The following is a 17,202-nucleotide window of genomic DNA, read 5'->3' on the forward strand; positions in this document are numbered from 1 at the left end:
ATCGCGTCATACGCCTTGAATTCGCCACCGAAGCGCTCTGCGCCGACCTTGGTCAGTGCGGCCGTCAGCGTCGTCTTGCCGTGGTCCACGTGACCAATCGTGCCGACGTTGACGTGCGGCTTGGTGCGTTCGAATTTACCCTTTGCCATGACTAAAACCTCTAAAAAAGAACGGTAGTTGGAGGAAGAAAGCCTTATCAGGCCTTCTTCATGACCTGCTCAGCGATGTTGTTCGGCGCTTCAGCGTAGTGGTCGAACTCCATCGTAAAGGTGGCGCGACCCTGGGTCAGCGAACGAATGGTCGTCGCATAACCAAACATCTCGCCCAGCGGGACCATCGCATTGATGGTCTTGCCCGACGGCGTATCGTCCTGACCCTGAAGCAGGCCACGACGGCGGCTCAGATCGCCCATCACGTCGCCGACGTAATCTTCCGGCGTCACGACTTCGACCTTCATGATCGGCTCGAGCAGCACCGGCGACGCCTTGGCGAAGCCCTGCTTGAACGCCATCGACGCGGCGAGCTTGAACGCCATTTCCGACGAGTCGACGTCGTGGTACGAACCGAAGACCAGTTTGACCTTCACGTTCACCACCGGGAAGCCAGCCAGCGGACCGCTGGTGATGGTTTCGCGCAGACCCTTTTCGACCGACGGGATGAATTCCTTCGGGATCACGCCGCCCGTGATGTCGTTGATGAACAGGAAGTCGTTCTTGACGTCCGTGCTCTTGCGGTCTTCTTCGGTCATCGGCGACAGCTCGATCACCACGTGACCGTACTGACCCTTACCACCGGACTGCTTGGCGTGCTTGTAATCCGACTTGACGTCCGACGAACGAATCGTCTCGCGGTAGGCCACCTGCGGCTTGCCGACGTTCGCCTCGACGTTGAACTCGCGGCGCATGCGGTCCACCAGGATGTCCAGGTGAAGCTCGCCCATGCCCGAGATGATGGTCTGACCCGACTCCTCGTCCGTACGAACGCGGAACGACGGATCTTCCGCAGCCAGACGGCCGAGGGCGATACCCATCTTTTCCTGGTCCGACTTGGTCTTGGGCTCCACCGCCATCGAAATCACCGGCTCCGGGAACGTCATGCGCTCCAGAGTGATGATGTGATCCTGCGAGCACAGCGTGTCACCGGTCGTCACGTCCTTCAGGCCGACCGCTGCGGCGATATCGCCAGCGCGGACTTCCTTCAGTTCCTGACGCTCGTTGGCGTGCATCTGCAGGATGCGGCCGATGCGCTCCTTCTTGGACTTGACCGGGTTGTACACCTGGTCGCCCGCGTTGAGCGTGCCCGAGTAGACGCGGAAGAACGTGAGCGAACCCACGAACGGGTCGGTCATGATCTTGAACGCGAGCGCGGAGAACGGCGCGGCGTCGTCGGCCTTGCGCGTAGCTTCGTTCTCGTCTTCGTCCAGACCAGCAACCGGCGGACGATCGATCGGCGACGGCAGCAGGTTGACCACCGCGTCGAGCATCGCCTGCACGCCCTTGTTCTTGAACGCGGTACCGCAGAACACCGGGATGATCTCGCTGGACAGCGTGCGCGCACGCAGACCGCCGATGATCTCTTCCTCGGTCAGGTCGCCGCCTTCCAGGTACTTGTTCATCAGCTCTTCGGACGCTTCGGCAGCCGACTCGACCATGTACGAACGGGCTTCGGCAGCCTTGTCCGCGAGGTTGGCCGGGATGTCGGCGTACTCGAACTTCATGCCCTGGGATTCCATGTCCCAGATGATGGACTTCATCTTGAGCAGGTCGACCACGCCCTCGAAGTTGTCCTCGGCGCCGATCGGCACCTGCATCGGGACCGGGTTGGCACCCAGGCGAGCCTTCAGCTGGTCGACCACCTTGTAGAAGTTCGCGCCAGTGCGGTCCATCTTGTTGACGAACGCGAGGCGCGGCACCTTGTACTTGTTGGCCTGACGCCAGACGGTTTCAGACTGCGGCTGCACACCACCCACCGCGCACAGCACGAACACCGCGCCGTCGAGCACGCGCAGCGAACGCTCCACTTCGATGGTGAAGTCGACGTGTCCGGGGGTGTCGATGATGTTGAAGCGGTGCTCGGGCAAGGAACGATCCATGCCCTTCCAGAACGCCGTCGTTGCCGCCGACGTAATGGTGATGCCGCGCTCCTGCTCCTGCTCCATCCAGTCCATCGTTGCTGCACCGTCGTGCACCTCGCCAATCTTGTGACTGACGCCGGTGTAGAACAGGATGCGCTCCGTGGTGGTGGTCTTGCCGGCATCGATGTGAGCCATGATGCCGAAGTTGCGGTAGCGCTCGATAGGAGTGGTGCGTGCCACGGTCTTAACCTCTGAAAGTTCTAGCTGTACTGCTTACCAGCGGTAATGCGAGAAGGCCTTGTTGGCCTCTGCCATACGATGCGTCTCTTCGCGCTTCTTGATCGCGCCACCGCGATTTTCCGAAGCTTCGAGCAACTCGGCGGCCAGCTTGCGCGGCATCGAGGTCTCGCCGCGCTTGCGGGCGGAGTCGATGGCCCAGCGCATGGCGAGCGCCATACGGCGACCCGGACGCACTTCGACCGGCACCTGGTAGGTGGCGCCGCCGACACGACGGGACTTCACCTCAACCGCGGGAGCGATGTTGTTGAGCGCCTTTTCGACCAGCTGCACCGGCTCGGCGTTCTTTTCGCCGAGGTGGGCAAGCGCGCCGTAGACGATGCTTTCTGCGACCGACTTCTTGCCGCTCTTCATCACCATGTTGATGAAGCGGGCGATCAGCTGGCTGCCGTGCTTGGGATCCGGCAGGATCAGACGGGCGGGATGTGAACCTTTACGCGACATGTTGGAAGTCCTTTACTTCTTCGGGCGCTTGGCGCCGTACTTGGAGCGCGACTGGCGGCGCTTGGTGACACCGGCGCAGTCGAGACTGCCGCGCACCGTGTGGTAACGCACACCCGGCAGATCCTTGACGCGACCGCCGCGGATCAGGACCACGGAGTGCTCCTGCAGGTTGTGGCCTTCGCCACCGATGTAGCTGATGACTTCGTAGCCGTTGGTCAGGCGCACCTTGGCAACCTTACGCAGCGCCGAGTTCGGCTTCTTAGGGGTGGTGGTATAAACACGCGTGCAGACGCCGCGGCGCTGCGGGCTGTTCTGCAAAGCCGGCGAAGCACTCTTGTAGGTCTTCGGGCTGCGGGATTTGCGAACCAACTGGTTGACTGTCGTCATTGAAGCTGTTCCTGAGAAACATAAAGGCAGACCGAACCGGCTCGGTCTGCCAAGAAGCGGGAATTTAACATGGGCAGCCTGTCACAGACAAGCTGACGCCCTGCCGGCCATGGCCCGAACACGAGGCGCACTCCTTGCGCCTCTTTTCGTATGTCAGCGAGTAAAGCCCGGTAAGGGCTTACTCCACACCAATGTCGCTACCGGTGGTGGCTTCTGCGAAGGAAGCCGATGAAGCGGAGCCGGAAAGAGTTTCGAGCTCCGAGGCGGTAAGACCGCCCTGGCGATGACGCGCTGCGTGATACGCCAGACCCGTACCAGCCGGAATAAGACGGCCGACAATAACATTTTCCTTCAGGCCACGCAAGGTATCGCGCGTGCCGCGGACCGCAGCTTCCGTCAACACTCGGGTGGTTTCCTGGAAGGAAGCCGCCGAGATGAAGGATTCCGTGGCCAACGACGCCTTGGTGATACCCAGCAGCACCGACTGGAATTCAGCCGGACGCTCGCCACGGTGGACAGCACGGTCGTTTTCGCCATTGATGCGAACACGCTCGACCTGCTCACCGCGCAGGTAGTGGCTCTCGCCCGGATCGGTGATCTCAACCTTGCGCAGCATCTGGCGAATGATCGCTTCGATGTGCTTGTCGTTGATCTTCACGCCCTGCAGACGGTAGACGTCCTGGATTTCCTTGACCAAGTAAGCGGCCAGCGGCTCGACACCCAGCAGGCGCAGGATGTCATGCGGGCTGGGCTCGCCGTCCACGATGGTTTCGCCCTTCTCCACGTGCTCGCCTTCGAACACGATGACCTGGCGCCACTTGGGAATCAGCTCCTCGTGCTCGTTGCCGTCCACGTCCTTGATGATCAGGCGCTGCTTGCCCTTGGTGTCCTTGCCGAAGCTGATCACGCCCGAGCGCTCGGCGAGGATCGCCGGCTCCTTGGGCTTGCGTGCTTCGAACAAGTCGGCCACGCGCGGCAGACCACCCGTGATATCGCGGGTCTTGGAGGTTTCCTGCGGGATACGTGCCACCACGTCACCCACGCCCACCTGCGCACCGTTCTGGATCGACACGATGGCGCCGGCCGGGAGCATGTACTGCGCCGGCACGTCGGTGCCCGGCAGCTTCAGCTCGCGACCCTTGGCGTCTTCCAGACGCACGATCGGGCGCAGATCCTTGGCGGCCGTACCACGGCGCTTCGGATCGGTCACCACCGCCGACTCCAGGCCGGTCAGTTCGTCGGTCTGGCTCTGCACGGTGATGCCATCGATGAAGTCGATGAAGCGCACCGTACCGGCCACTTCCGACACGATCGGATGGGTATGCGGATCCCAGTTGGCCACGGCCTGGCCAGCCTTGACCGGGTCGCCGTCCTTGACTGCGATGGTGGCGCCGTAAGGCACCTTGTAGCGCTCACGCTCGCGGCCGTTGGCGTCGATGACGCTCACTTCGCCCGAACGCGACACTGCCACCAGGTGACCCTGGTTGTGGTGCACGGTCTTGAGGTTGTTGAACTTCAGCGTGCCGGTGGTCTTCACCGTCACGTTGTCCACGGCAGCAGCACGGGAAGCCGCACCACCGATATGGAAGGTACGCATGGTCAGCTGGGTACCCGGCTCACCGATCGACTGCGCAGCCACCACACCCACGGCCTCACCCATGTTCACCAGGTGACCACGGGCCAGGTCGCGGCCGTAGCACAGGGCGCACACGCCATGATCGGCGGCGCAGGTGATGGGCGAGCGCACCTTGACCGACTGCACGCCGGCCTTGTCGAGCTTCTCGACCAGGGCTTCGTCCAGCAGGGTGTCGCGGGTGACCAGCGGTTCGTTGTCTTCGCCCGGGCCGTAGACGTCTTCCAGCGCCACACGACCAAGCACGCGGTCGCGCAACGGCTCGACCACGTCGCCGCCTTCCACGATCGGCTGCATGGTCACGCCATTGTCGGTACCGCAGTCGTCGAAGGTGATGACCACGTCCTGTGCCACGTCGACGAGACGACGGGTCAGGTAACCGGAGTTAGCCGTCTTCAACGCCGTATCCGCCAGGCCCTTACGGGCACCGTGGGTGGAGTTGAAGTACTGCAGCACGTTCAGGCCTTCGCGGAAGTTCGCCTTGATGGGCGTCTCGATGATCGAGCCGTCCGGGCGAGCCATCAGGCCGCGCATACCGGCCAGCTGACGAATCTGCGCGACCGAACCACGGGCGCCGGAGTCAGCCATGATGTACAGCGAGTTCATCGACTTCTGGTTGACCGTCTTGCCTTCGGCATCGGTGACCTTCTCGGTACCGATACCGTCGATCATGGCCTTGGCGACCAGTTCGTTGGTGCGCGACCAGATGTCGACGACCTTGTTGTAGCGCTCGCCGGCGGTGACGAGACCGGACTGGTACTGCTCCTGGATCTCGACCACTTCCTTCTCGGCCTCTTCCAGGATCGGCTTCTTCTCGTCAGGGATGATCATGTCATCGATGCCGATCGAGATGCCCGCGCGGGTGGCGAAGCGGAAGCCGGTGTACATCAGCTGGTCGCCGAAGATCACCGTGTCCTTCAGACCCAGGCGGCGATAGCACTGGTTGATCAGGCGCGAGATGTTCTTCTTGGTCAGCTCGGTGTTGGCCAGCGCGAACGGCAGGCCTTCCGGCATGATTTCGAGCAGCAGCGCGCGACCCACGGTCGTGTCGACGATCGAGGTCTGCTCAGTGCGGCCGCCTTCTTCATCGATGTGCACCTGCTTGATGCGCACCTTGACCTTGGCGTGCAGTTCAACCGCACGGTTGTCGTAGGCACGGCGAACTTCGCCGATGCCCGAGAACACCATGCCATTGCCCTTCGCGTTCACCAGCTCGCGGGTCATGTAGTACAGACCAAGGACCACGTCCTGGGTCGGCACGATGATCGGCTCGCCGTTGGCGGGCGACAGGATGTTGTTGGTCGCCATCATCAGGGCGCGCGCTTCGAGCTGCGCCTCGATCGACAGCGGCACGTGCACAGCCATCTGGTCACCGTCGAAGTCGGCGTTGAACGCCGTGCAGACGAGCGGATGCAGCTGGATGGCCTTGCCTTCGATCAGCTTCGGCTCGAATGCCTGGATGCCCAGACGATGCAGCGTCGGTGCGCGGTTGAGCATCACGGGATGCTCGCGGATCACCTCTTCGAGGATGTCCCACACCTGGCCTTCTTCGCGCTCGACGAGCTTCTTGGCGGCCTTGATGGTGGTCGCTTCACCGCGAGCCTGCAGCTTGGCGAAGATGAAGGGCTTGAACAGCTCAAGCGCCATCTTCTTGGGCAGACCGCACTGGTGCAGGCGCAGGGTCGGACCGACCACGATCACCGAACGACCGGAGTAGTCCACGCGCTTGCCGAGCAGGTTCTGGCGGAAGCGGCCCTGCTTGCCCTTGATCATGTCGGCCAGCGACTTCAGCGCGCGCTTGTTGGTGCCGGTGATGGCACGACCGCGACGGCCGTTGTCGAGCAGCGCATCGACCGATTCCTGCAGCATGCGCTTTTCGTTGCGCACGATGATGTCGGGCGCATTGAGTTCGAGCAGGCGACGCAGGCGGTTGTTGCGGTTGATGACGCGACGGTACAGATCGTTCAGATCGGACGTGGCAAAGCGGCCGCCATCGAGCGGCACCAGCGGACGCAGATCCGGCGGCAGCACCGGCAGCACGGTCAGCACCATCCACTCCGGCTTGTTGCCGGATTCGAGGAAGGCTTCGATCAGCTTGACGCGCTTGGTGAGGCGCTTCAGCTTGGTCTCGGAATTGGTCGAGCCGATCTCTTCCTTGAGGCGAATCACTTCGCCCGGCAGGTCGAGCGACTTGAGCAACTCATAGACGGCCTCGGCACCCATGCGGGCGTCGAACTCGTCGCCGTGCTCTTCGACGGCTTCCAGGTACTGGTCTTCGCTGAGCAGCTGGCCGCGCTCAAGCGCGGTCAGACCTGGATCGATCACCACGAAGGCTTCGAAGTACAGGATGCGCTCGATGTCACGCAGGGTCATGTCCAGCATCAGGCCGATGCGCGAAGGCAGCGACTTGAGGAACCAGATGTGCGCGGTCGGCGAGGCCAGTTCGATATGGCCCATGCGCTCGCGACGCACCTTGGCCAGCGTCACTTCCGTGCCGCACTTTTCGCACACGACGCCGCGGTGCTTCATGCGCTTGTACTTGCCGCACAGGCACTCGTAGTCCTTCACGGGACCGAAGATGGCGGCGCAGAACAGGCCGTCACGCTCGGGCTTGAAGGTGCGGTAGTTGATCGTTTCCGGCTTCTTCACCTCGCCGTACGACCACGAGCGGATCAGCTCCGGCGAAGCCAGAGCGATCTTGATCGCATCGAAGTCAGGCGCGGTGCGCTGCTGGTTGAACAGATTGAGCAAGTCTTTCATGGATGTCTCCGAAGATCGGGAATAGGTAATGGAGAATCAGGAATCGGGAGAACGAGGAACGAAAGTTCGTTCCTCGTCCCCGCCTCAACTCACTTCACTTCTTCCAGATCAATATCGATACCGAGCGAGCGGATTTCCTTCACCAACACGTTGAAGGATTCCGGCATGCCCGCTGCCATCTCGTGGTTGCCGTCGACAATGTTCTTGTACATCTGGTTACGGCCCTGCACGTCATCGGACTTCACCGTCAGCATTTCCTGCAGGGTGTAGGCCGCGCCGTAGGCTTCCAGTGCCCAGACTTCCATTTCGCCGAAGCGCTGGCCGCCGAACTGCGCCTTACCACCCAGCGGCTGCTGCGTGACGAGCGAGTACGGACCAGTCGAACGCGCGTGCATCTTGTCGTCGACCAGGTGGTTCAGCTTCAGGTAGTGCATGTAGCCCACGGTGACCGGGCGATCGAACGCTTCGCCGGTACGGCCGTCGTACAAGGTGGTCTGACCCGATTCCGGCAGATCGGCGAGGCGGAGCATCGCCTTGATCTCGGTTTCCTCGGCACCGTCGAACACCGGCGTGGCCATCGGCACGCCTTCCTGCAGGTTGTTGGCCAGCGCGAAGATTTCTTCGTCGGTCAACGACTTCAGGTCGACATGCTGCACGGCGCCAGCGACGTGGTGGTTGTACACCTGGTCGAGGAACTCGCGGATCTGCGCCACCTTGGCCTGCGCTTCGAGCATCTTCTGGATCTTCTTGCCCAGGCCCTTTGCGGCCCAGCCCAGATGCACTTCCAGAATCTGGCCGATGTTCATACGCGAGGGCACGCCCAGCGGGTTCAGCACGATGTCGACCGAGGTACCGTCTTCGGAGAACGGCATGTCCTCCACCGGCACCACGTTGGACACCACACCCTTGTTACCGTGGCGACCGGCCATCTTGTCGCCCGGCTGGATGCGACGCTTCACGGCCAGGAACACCTTGACCATCTTGAGCACGCCCGGTGCGAGGTCGTCGCCCTGGGTGATCTTGCTCTGCTTTTCCTTGAAGCGCTTGTCGAACTCTTCCTTGTGACGCTTGATCTGATCGGCCGCGCGCTCGAGGAACTCGGTGACGTCCTCTTCCTTCACGTTGATCTTGAACCAGTCGTCCTTCTTCAGGCCGTCCAGGAACGCGTCGGTGATTTCAGCGCCGCGCTTGAGACCGGCCGGACCGCTCATCGCGGTCTTGCCGACAAGCTGGGTGCGCATACGGTTGTAGATCGCGCCTTCGAGGATGCGGAACTGGTCATCAAGGTCCTTGCGGATACGCTTGATTTCCATTTCCTCGATCTGCTTGGCGCGCTTGTCCTTCTCGATGCCGTCGCGGGTGAAGACCTGCACGTCGATGACGGTGCCGTCCATACCCGGCGGCACGCGCAGCGAGCTGTCCTTCACGTCGGACGCCTTCTCGCCGAAGATCGCGCGCAGCAGCTTCTCTTCCGGGGTCAGCTGGCTTTCGCCCTTGGGCGTGACCTTGCCGACCATGATGTCGCCGGCCTTCACTTCCGCACCGATGTACACGATGCCCGATTCGTCGAGGCGAGCCAGCGCCTGCTCACCCACGTTCGGGATGTCGGCGGTGATTTCCTCGGCGCCCAGCTTGGTGTCACGTGCGATGCAGGACAGCTCCTCGATGTGGATCGAGGTGTAGCGGTCTTCCTGCACGACGCGCTCGGAGAGCAGGATCGAGTCTTCGAAGTTGTAGCCGTTCCACGGCATGAAGGCGATCAGCATGTTCTGGCCGAGCGCGAGCTCGCCCAGGTCAGTCGACGAACCGTCGGCCAGCGTGTCGCCCACTGCCACGATGTCACCCACGTTCACCAGCGGACGCTGGTTGAGGTTGGTGTTCTGGTTGGAGCGGGTGTACTTGGTCAGCGTGTAGATATCGACGCCGGCGTCGTTGTCGCCGACTTCCTTCTCGTTCACGCGCACCACGATACGGGCCGCATCGACCTGGTCGATCACGCCGCCGCGCTTGGCGGTGACGATGACGCCCGAGTCACGCGCCACGGCGCGCTCGATGCCGGTACCCACCAGCGGGGTCTGCGAACGCAGGGTCGGCACGGCCTGACGCTGCATGTTCGCGCCCATCAGTGCGCGGTTAGCATCGTCGTGCTCGAGGAACGGCACGAGTGCGGCAGCGACCGACACGGTCTGCATGGGCGAAACGTCCATGTAGTCGACTTCGGCAGAAGGACGCAGCTCGGACTCGCCACGGAAACGGCAGGACACGAAATCTTCGACGAACGCGCCATCCTTCAACGGCGAGTTGGCCTGCGCGATCACGTGGTCGCCCTCTTCGATCGCCGACAGGTAATCCACCTGGTCGGTGACCTTGCCGCCCACGACCTTGCGGTACGGCGTCTCGAGGAAGCCGTACTGGTTGGTGCGCGCGTACACGGCGAGCGAGTTGATCAGGCCGATGTTCGGACCTTCCGGCGTTTCGATGGTGCAGACGCGGCCGTAATGGGTCGGATGCACGTCGCGCACTTCGAAGCCGGCGCGCTCGCGCGTCAGGCCGCCTGGACCCAGCGCCGAGACGCGACGCTTGTGCGTCACTTCCGACAGCGGGTTGTTCTGGTCCATGAACTGGCTGAGCTGCGACGAACCGAAGAACTCCTTCACCGCTGCCGCAACCGGCTTGGCGTTGATCAGTTCCTGCGGGGTCAGACCCTCGGACTCGGCCAGCGACAGACGCTCGCGCACGGCGCGCTCAACGCGCACCAGACCGATGCGGAAAGTGTTCTCGGCCATTTCGCCGACCGAACGCACGCGACGGTTGCCCAGGTGATCGATATCGTCGACGGTGCCATGACCGTTCTTGATGTCGATCAGCACCTTGAGCACATCGAGGATGTCGGAGCGATCGCCCTGTGCCGCAACGAGCTTCTGGGCTTCCTCTTCCTTGCGGTCGGTGAAGTAACGCTTGTCGTACAACACGCCCGGACCGACGATTTCCTGGCGGCCAACACGACGGTTGAACTTCATGCGACCCACGCCCGACAGGTCGTAGCGGTCGAAGGTGAAGAACAGGTTGTAGAACAGGTTCTGCGCGGCATCCTTGGTCGGCGGCTCGCCCGGACGCATCATGCGATAGATTTCCACCAGCGCCTCAAGCGGCGTCTTGGTGTTGTCGATGCGCAACGTGTGCGAGATGTAGGCACCGCGATCGAGGTCGTTGACGTAGAGCGTCGGCACGACTTCGATACCGGCCTTGCGGAAACTCTCCACCTGCTCGGCGGTGATTTCGTCGTTGGCCTGGGCCAGCAGTTCGCCGGTCTTGGGGTCGACCATGTCGATCGCCAGGATGCGACCGACCGGGTAGTCGTCCGGCACTTCCAGCGCGGTGATGTTTTCCGCAGCCAGCTGGCGCACGTGACGCGCCGTGATGCGCTTGCCGGCCTCGACCAGCACCTTGTCGCCAATGGCCAGGTCGAAGGTCAGCGTTTCACCGCGCAGACGCTCGGCGACGAGCTCCAGCGTGGTACCGCCCTTCTTGCCCAGATGGAACACGTTGTGCTCGAAGAAGATGCCGAGCATCTCTTCGTTGGTGTAACCCAGCGCGCGCAGCAGCACCGTCACCGGCAGCTTGCGGCGACGGTCGATACGGGTGAACAGCGCATCCTTCGGGTCGAACTCGAAGTCGAGCCACGAACCACGGTAAGGAATCACGCGAGCCGAGAACAGCAGCTTGCCCGAGCTGTGCGTCTTGCCGCGGTCGTGATCGAAGAACACGCCCGGCGAACGATGCAGCTGCGAAACGATGACGCGCTCGGTGCCGTTGATGATGAAGGTGCCGGTGTCGGTCATGAGCGGAATTTCGCCCATGTAGACTTCCTGTTCCTTTACGTACTTGACGGCCTTCTTCGATGCCGGGCTGTCCTTGTCATAGATGACCAGGCGCACGGTGACGCGCAGCGGCGCGCCGAAGGTCATGCCGCGGTTGCGGCACTCGCGTTCGTCAAAGGCGGGTTCGCCCAGGCGATAGTCGACATACTCAAGCGCGGCGTTACCCGAATAGCTAACAATCGGGAATACTGACTTCAGCGCGGCGTGGAGACCCTTTTCGTCGCGCTGCTTGGGAGCGACGTGCTCCTGCAGGAATTCGCGATAGGAATCGGTCTGGATGGTCAGCAGGTTCGGCACGCCCAATACAGGGGGACGCTTGCCGAAATCCTTGCGGATGCGCTTCTTCTCGGTAAACGAGTAGGTCATGGTGGGTACCGCCTCGGTTGTGTATTCGATGAATCGGGAGTCGGGAATAGAGAATCGGGAATAGAGAATCGAAAGCTACCCACCTTCAAGGGCTGCTCCCTAATTCCCTATTCCCCATTCCCTGCTTACAACGGGCAAAGCCCGGGGGCTTACGCCCCCAGGCTTGCTTGACGCTAGATCAAACTGACGGCGCGCAAGAGCGCCAATTACTTCAGTTCGACCGTGGCGCCGGCAGCTTCGAGGTCCTTCTTGAACTTCGCAGCGTCTTCCTTCGAAGCGGCTTCCTTCACGACGCCACCGGCTTCGGTCAGGTCCTTCGCTTCCTTCAGGCCCAGGCCCGTGATGGCGCGGACGGCCTTGATCACGTCGACCTTCTTGTCGCCGGCGCTCTTGAGGATCACGTCGAACTCGGTCTGTTCTTCAACAGCCGGGCCAGCGGCGGCCGGGCCGGCGGCCATCATGACCGGGGCGGCGGCGGTGACGCCAAACTTCTCTTCGATGGCCTTCACCAGGTCCATCACTTCCATCAGCGACTTGGCGGCGACGGCTTCAACGATCTGTTCGTTGGTCAGGGACATTTTCATTTACCTCTGGAAATTGATTCGAATGGAACAGTCAACGAACTTAGGCGGGCTCGGCTTCGGCCGGGGCTTCGGCGGCGACGTCGCCACCACCCTGCTGATCGGCCACAGCCTTGACGACGCGGGCAAACATGGTGGCCGGCTCGGCCAACACACGTGCCAACATGGCCAGGGCCTGCTCGCGGGTCGGCAGCGAGGCCAGCACTTCGACGTGGGAGGCGGGATGCAGCTTGCCTTCCACCGACACGAGGCGTGCCTTCAGCTTGTCGTTGCCCTTGGCGAATTCCTTGATCAGGCGACCGGCTGCGCCGGGCTCCTCAGTCGAGAATGCGTACAGCAGCGGACCGGTCAGGGCGTCTTTGACGACCTCGAACTCGGTACCGACGACGGCGCGCGAAGCAAGCGTGTTCTTGACAACTTTCAAGAAAACGCCGGATTCACGAGCCTTCTTGCGCATCGCGGTCATCTGTTCGACCGTGGTGCCTGCATACTCGGCAGCGACCAAGGAGTGGGCCTTCGCGGCAACTTCTGCCAGTTCGGCGACTACTTCTTGCTTCTGAGAGAGATTCAGAGCCATTTTTCACTCCTCTTATGAATTCCGCTTACGGCTCCTGCCGCTTGCGGTCCTGAGCGACGCCATCCGTGACGTCGGGGATCGCGAGATCCCGGGTGGTGGCCTTTCCAGAAAACATTCCAGAAGGGGCATCACCATCTACGCAGGCCAGATCCGCTGGGAATCCGATTAAGCGAACCCGCTTGCAACGACGGCGGTTCCTTGCCAACACGAGCTCCCTGCTCGTCGTCGTCGCGCGCTGATCGCGCCTGCGGTCTTTGACGGCGGCCACGGCGTGAGCCATGGCTACCTTCAAAAACTTGCCCACGCCGGCGTTGAGACCGGCATGGGACTTGAACTCTTACTTGGTCGACACCGTCAGGGTCGACACTTCGACCGGCACGCCAACGCCCATGGTGGACGACAGCGCGATCTTCTGCAGGTACTGACCCTTGGCGGTCGACGGCTTGGCCTTCAGCAGGTCGTTGACCAAGGCGTTCAGGTTGTCCGCCAGCTGGGCAGCGTCGAAGCTGGCCTTGCCGATGGTGGCGTGGATGATGCCCGCCTTGTCGTTACGGAACTTCACCTGGCCGGCCTTGGCGTTCTTCACGGCCGTGGCGACGTCGGCGGTGACCGAGCCGTCCTTCGGGTTCGGCATCAGGCCACGGGGGCCGAGCAGCTGACCGAGCTTACCGACCACGCGCATGGCGTCCGGCGTAGCGATGACGCGACCGAAGTCGAGATCGCCAGCCTGCATGCGCTCGGCCAGGTCGTCCATACCGACGGCGTCGGCACCAGCGGCCTTGGCGGCCTCGGCCTTTTCACCGGCCGGCACGAACACGGCGACCTTGATGGTCTTGCCGGTGCCGTGCGGCAGCAGCGAGGAGCCGCGCACGCCCTGATCGGACTTCTTGGCGTCGATGCCGAGGCGGACGGCGACGTCCACGGACTCAGCGAACTTCGCCTTGGCGTTGTCCTTGACGATCTTGAGGGCTTCATCCAGGCCGTAAACCTTGCCCGGCTGCACTGCGGCCTGAGCGGCCTTCAAACGCTTCGTGAGCTTTGCCATGTCTTAACCCTCCACTACCAGGCCCATGCTGCGAGCGCTACCAGCGATGGTGCGCACTGCGGCGTCCAGATCAGCAGCCGTGAGATCCGGCTCCTTCTGCTTCGCAACGTCTTCGAGCTGCTTGCGGGTGATCTTGCCGACCTTGTCGGTATTGGGCTTGGGCGAACCCTTGGCGACGCCCGTGACCTTCTTGATCAGGATCGTGGCCGGCGGGGTCTTGGTGATGAAGGTGAAGCTACGGTCGGAATATGCCGTGATGATCACCGGGATGGGCATACCCGGCTCCATCTTCTGCGTGGCGGCATTGAACGCCTTGCAGAATTCCATGATGTTCAGGCCGCGCTGACCGAGGGCGGGGCCCACCGGCGGCGACGGGTTGGCCTGACCGGCCTTGACCTGCAGCTTGATATAGCCAGTTACTTTCTTTGCCATTGGATTTTCCTCGCGAGTTCAAGCGCCTTGCGGCTCCTCGCAGTGCTGTCGTTCCCTGAAAGAGGAAGGCTCGCCGTCCCGCGAACCCCAGAAACACGGACACGCCGGGGCTAAAATCCCAGCGTGAACCGCATAATATATAGATTGATCAGTTTTTAAGCAAGCCCCGTGCCGCTGAGGGCATCGGCGGGTTTAGCTGGCAAGCCGGGCATCCAATCCCCTCGCAAGCCTGCGAGGCGTAGAGCAGAGCCCGTGCCTCTTGTCGAAAAGGCCTAGGCCTTTTCGACCTGGCCAAATTCCAGCTCGACCGGGGTCGAGCGACCGAAAATGAGCACCGCAACGCGCAGGCGGCTCTTTTCGTAATTGACTTCCTCGACCACGCCATTGAAGTCGTTGAACGGACCCTCGGTGACGCGAACCATCTCACCCGGCTCGAACAGCACCTTGGGCTTGGGCTTCTCGACGCCTTCGCGGACGCGGCTGAGAATCGCATCGGCCTCGGAGTCGCGAATCGGCAGCGGGCGATCGGCGGTACCGCCGATGAAACCCATCACCTTGGGCGTTTCCTTGACCAAGTGCCAGCATTCGTCGTCGATGCGCGGCGCCTTGCCCTCGGTGTCCGTCTCAATCTGCACGAGAACGTAACCCGGGAAGAACTTGCGCTCGCTGCGACGCTTCTGGCCGCTGCGCATCTCGATGACCTCTTCGGTCGGCACCAGCACTTCGCCGAACCTTTCTTCCATGCCAGCGCGACGGATCCGCTCATCGAGCGAACGCTTCACCTGGTTCTCGAAGCCCGAATAGGCGTGCACCACATACCATCGCTTGCTCATGCCATCACCTCACGTACCAAGCTTGAGCAGCCAGTCGAGCACGACCGACTTCAGGATCAGGTCAATCAGGCCCAACAGCAGCGAGAGAACGACCACAACCACCATGATGATACCGGTGGTCTTGAGCGTCTCGTCGCGGGTGGGCCAGACCACCTTGCGCATTTCAAATTGCGATTCGCCAAGGAACGCGCGCACGCGTCGGCCAGGGGCGGTGAACGCACCGATGGCCAGCGACAGGACCAGCGCAACGACCACGCCCAGCAGTCGCACCGACTGCGGGATGGAACCGTCACTGCCGAACCACGAATACGCAAAAATGCCGGCTGCCAGCACGATAACGGCTAGCACCAGCTTGGCGATATCAGCGCCAGAGGCGCCCTTGGTCGATTCTGCCTTCGTATTCATGCGACGTGATCGGATGATAGAGACATCGACCGGATTACGGTCTGCATGCCATCCACCACCCGTCGTGGATCCTCGGGAAGATGGCACGCCAGGAGGGACTCGAACCCCCAACCTGCGGTTTTGGAGACCGCTGCTCTGCCAATTGAGCTACTGGCGTATCTAGAAAATGGGTGAAGTCGCTCGCCTTGCTGCCACAAGGTGGCGCCTTTTGGGCGCCTTTCCAGGGGTGGAGCGATCAAACCGCCCCAACCCGGATCCTTGCGGCCCGCAATGCGGGCGACTTCCCAGTGTACAGCTTACTTGATGACCTTGGCCACCACGCCGGCGCCGACGGTGCGGCCGCCTTCGCGAATGGCGAAACGCAGGCCTTCGTCCATCGCGATCGGGTGGATCAGGCTGACCACCATCTTCACGTTGTCACCCGGCATCACCATTTCCACGCCTTCCGGCAGCTGGCAAGCGCCAGTCACGTCGGTCGTGCGGAAGTAGAACTGCGGACGGTAACCCTTGAAGAACGGGGTATGACGGCCACCTTCGTCCTTCGACAGCACATAGACTTCGGCTTCGAAATCGGTGTGCGGGGTGATCGTGCCCGGCTTGGCCAGCACCTGGCCACGCTCGACGTCGTCGCGCTTGAGACCACGCAGCAGCAGACCGGCGTTATCGCCTGCCTGGCCCTGGTCCAGCAGCTTGCGGAACATTTCCACGCCCGTGACGGTGGTCTTCTGGGTCGGACGGATACCGACCACTTCGACTTCGTCACCGACCTTGATGATGCCGCGCTCGATACGACCGGTCACYACGGTGCCGCGGCCGGAGATCGAGAACACGTCTTCCACCGGCATCAGGAACGGCTTGTCGATCGCACGCACCGGCTCCGGGATGTAGSWGTCCAGCGCGTCGACGAGGGCGATGATCGCCGGCACGCCRATTTCCGACTGGTCGCCTTCCAGCGCCTTCAGTGCCGAACCCTTGATGATCGGGGTGTCGTCGCCCGGGAAGTCGTACTTGGAGAGCAGTTCACGCACTTCCATTTCGACCAGCTCGAGCAGCTCGGCGTCGTCCACCATGTCGGCCTTGTTCAGGAACACGACGATGTACGGCACGCCCACYTGGCGCGACAGCAGGATGTGTTCGCGGGTCTGCGGCATCGGGCCRTCAGCGGCCGAGCACACCAGGATCGCGCCGTCCATCTGCGCGGCACCCGTGATCATGTTCTTCACGTAGTCAGCATGGCCCGGGCAATCCACGTGGGCGTAGTGACGGTTCGGCGATTCGTATTCGACGTGMGCGGTCGAAATCGTGATGCCGCGTGCCTTCTCTTCCGGCGCCGCGTCGATCGCGTCATACGCCTTGAATTCGCCACCGAAGCGCTCTGCGCCGACCTTGGTCAGTGCGGCCGTCAGCGTCGTCTTGCCGTGGTCCACGTGACCAATCGTGCCGACGTTGACGTGCGGCTTGGTGCGTTCGAATTTACCCTTTGCCAT

General features: G+C 62.3%; 13 protein-coding genes and 1 tRNA gene. All 14 read right to left on the reverse strand.

The genetic code is table 11. The features are described 5' to 3' along the window. Positions 1-149: GTP-binding protein (locus AB4Y82_RS20605; protein ID WP_240732659.1), on the reverse strand; the 149-nt coding region annotated here is incomplete at its 3' end. Positions 150-196: 47 nt separating this feature from the next. Then, positions 197-2,314, reverse strand: a complete 2,118-nt coding sequence (fusA, locus tag AB4Y82_RS20610) for an elongation factor G (protein ID WP_441605557.1) — start codon at positions 2,312-2,314, stop codon at positions 197-199. 33 nt (positions 2,315-2,347) lie between these two features. Further along, entirely contained in the window at positions 2,348-2,815 is a 468-nt protein-coding gene (gene rpsG, locus AB4Y82_RS20615; RefSeq protein WP_102305037.1) for a 30S ribosomal protein S7, read from the reverse strand. Positions 2,816-2,827: 12 nt separating this feature from the next. Beyond that, the gene (gene rpsL, locus AB4Y82_RS20620) at positions 2,828-3,202 is read right to left on the reverse strand and encodes a 30S ribosomal protein S12 (RefSeq protein WP_121881674.1); all 375 of its coding nucleotides are present in this window, start codon (positions 3,200-3,202) and stop codon (positions 2,828-2,830) included. 178 nt (positions 3,203-3,380) lie between these two features. Next, positions 3,381-7,595, reverse strand: a complete 4,215-nt coding sequence (gene rpoC / locus AB4Y82_RS20625; RefSeq protein ID WP_441605558.1) for a DNA-directed RNA polymerase subunit beta' — start codon at positions 7,593-7,595, stop codon at positions 3,381-3,383. Positions 7,596-7,684: 89 nt separating this feature from the next. Further along, complete coding sequence (gene rpoB / locus AB4Y82_RS20630) at positions 7,685-11,842, reverse strand: DNA-directed RNA polymerase subunit beta (protein ID WP_441605559.1); 4,158 nt, start codon at positions 11,840-11,842, stop codon at positions 7,685-7,687. A 206-nt stretch (positions 11,843-12,048) separates the two neighbouring features. Then, positions 12,049-12,420 carry a 50S ribosomal protein L7/L12 gene (rplL, locus tag AB4Y82_RS20635; protein WP_121881680.1) on the reverse strand — a complete coding sequence of 124 codons (372 nt, stop codon included), beginning with the start codon at positions 12,418-12,420 and terminating at the stop codon, positions 12,049-12,051. Between the two features lie 46 nt (positions 12,421-12,466). Further along, a complete protein-coding gene (gene rplJ / locus AB4Y82_RS20640; protein WP_441605560.1) occupies positions 12,467-13,000 on the reverse strand; it encodes a 50S ribosomal protein L10 in 534 nt (177 codons plus the stop codon). 337 nt (positions 13,001-13,337) lie between these two features. After that, positions 13,338-14,045, reverse strand: coding sequence for a 50S ribosomal protein L1 (rplA, locus tag AB4Y82_RS20645; protein ID WP_121881684.1), 708 nt, complete (start codon positions 14,043-14,045; stop codon positions 13,338-13,340). Positions 14,046-14,048: 3 nt separating this feature from the next. Next, a complete protein-coding gene (rplK, locus tag AB4Y82_RS20650; RefSeq protein ID WP_046973296.1) occupies positions 14,049-14,477 on the reverse strand; it encodes a 50S ribosomal protein L11 in 429 nt (142 codons plus the stop codon). A 272-nt stretch (positions 14,478-14,749) separates the two neighbouring features. Then, positions 14,750-15,310: a transcription termination/antitermination protein NusG gene (gene nusG / locus AB4Y82_RS20655; RefSeq protein WP_441605561.1), complete on the reverse strand. Its 561-nt coding sequence runs from the start codon at positions 15,308-15,310 to the stop codon at positions 14,750-14,752. 9 nt (positions 15,311-15,319) lie between these two features. Next, a complete protein-coding gene (gene secE, locus AB4Y82_RS20660; RefSeq protein WP_046973294.1) occupies positions 15,320-15,715 on the reverse strand; it encodes a preprotein translocase subunit SecE in 396 nt (131 codons plus the stop codon). A gap of 81 nt (positions 15,716-15,796) precedes the next feature. Then, positions 15,797-15,872, reverse strand: a tRNA-Trp gene (locus tag AB4Y82_RS20665). 139 nt (positions 15,873-16,011) lie between these two features. After that, positions 16,012-17,202 carry an elongation factor Tu gene (gene tuf, locus AB4Y82_RS20670; RefSeq protein ID WP_441611645.1) on the reverse strand — a complete coding sequence of 397 codons (1,191 nt, stop codon included), beginning with the start codon at positions 17,200-17,202 and terminating at the stop codon, positions 16,012-16,014.

Source organism: Dyella sp. 2YAF14, assembly GCF_052114725.1.
Classification (GTDB): domain Bacteria; phylum Pseudomonadota; class Gammaproteobacteria; order Xanthomonadales; family Rhodanobacteraceae; genus Dyella.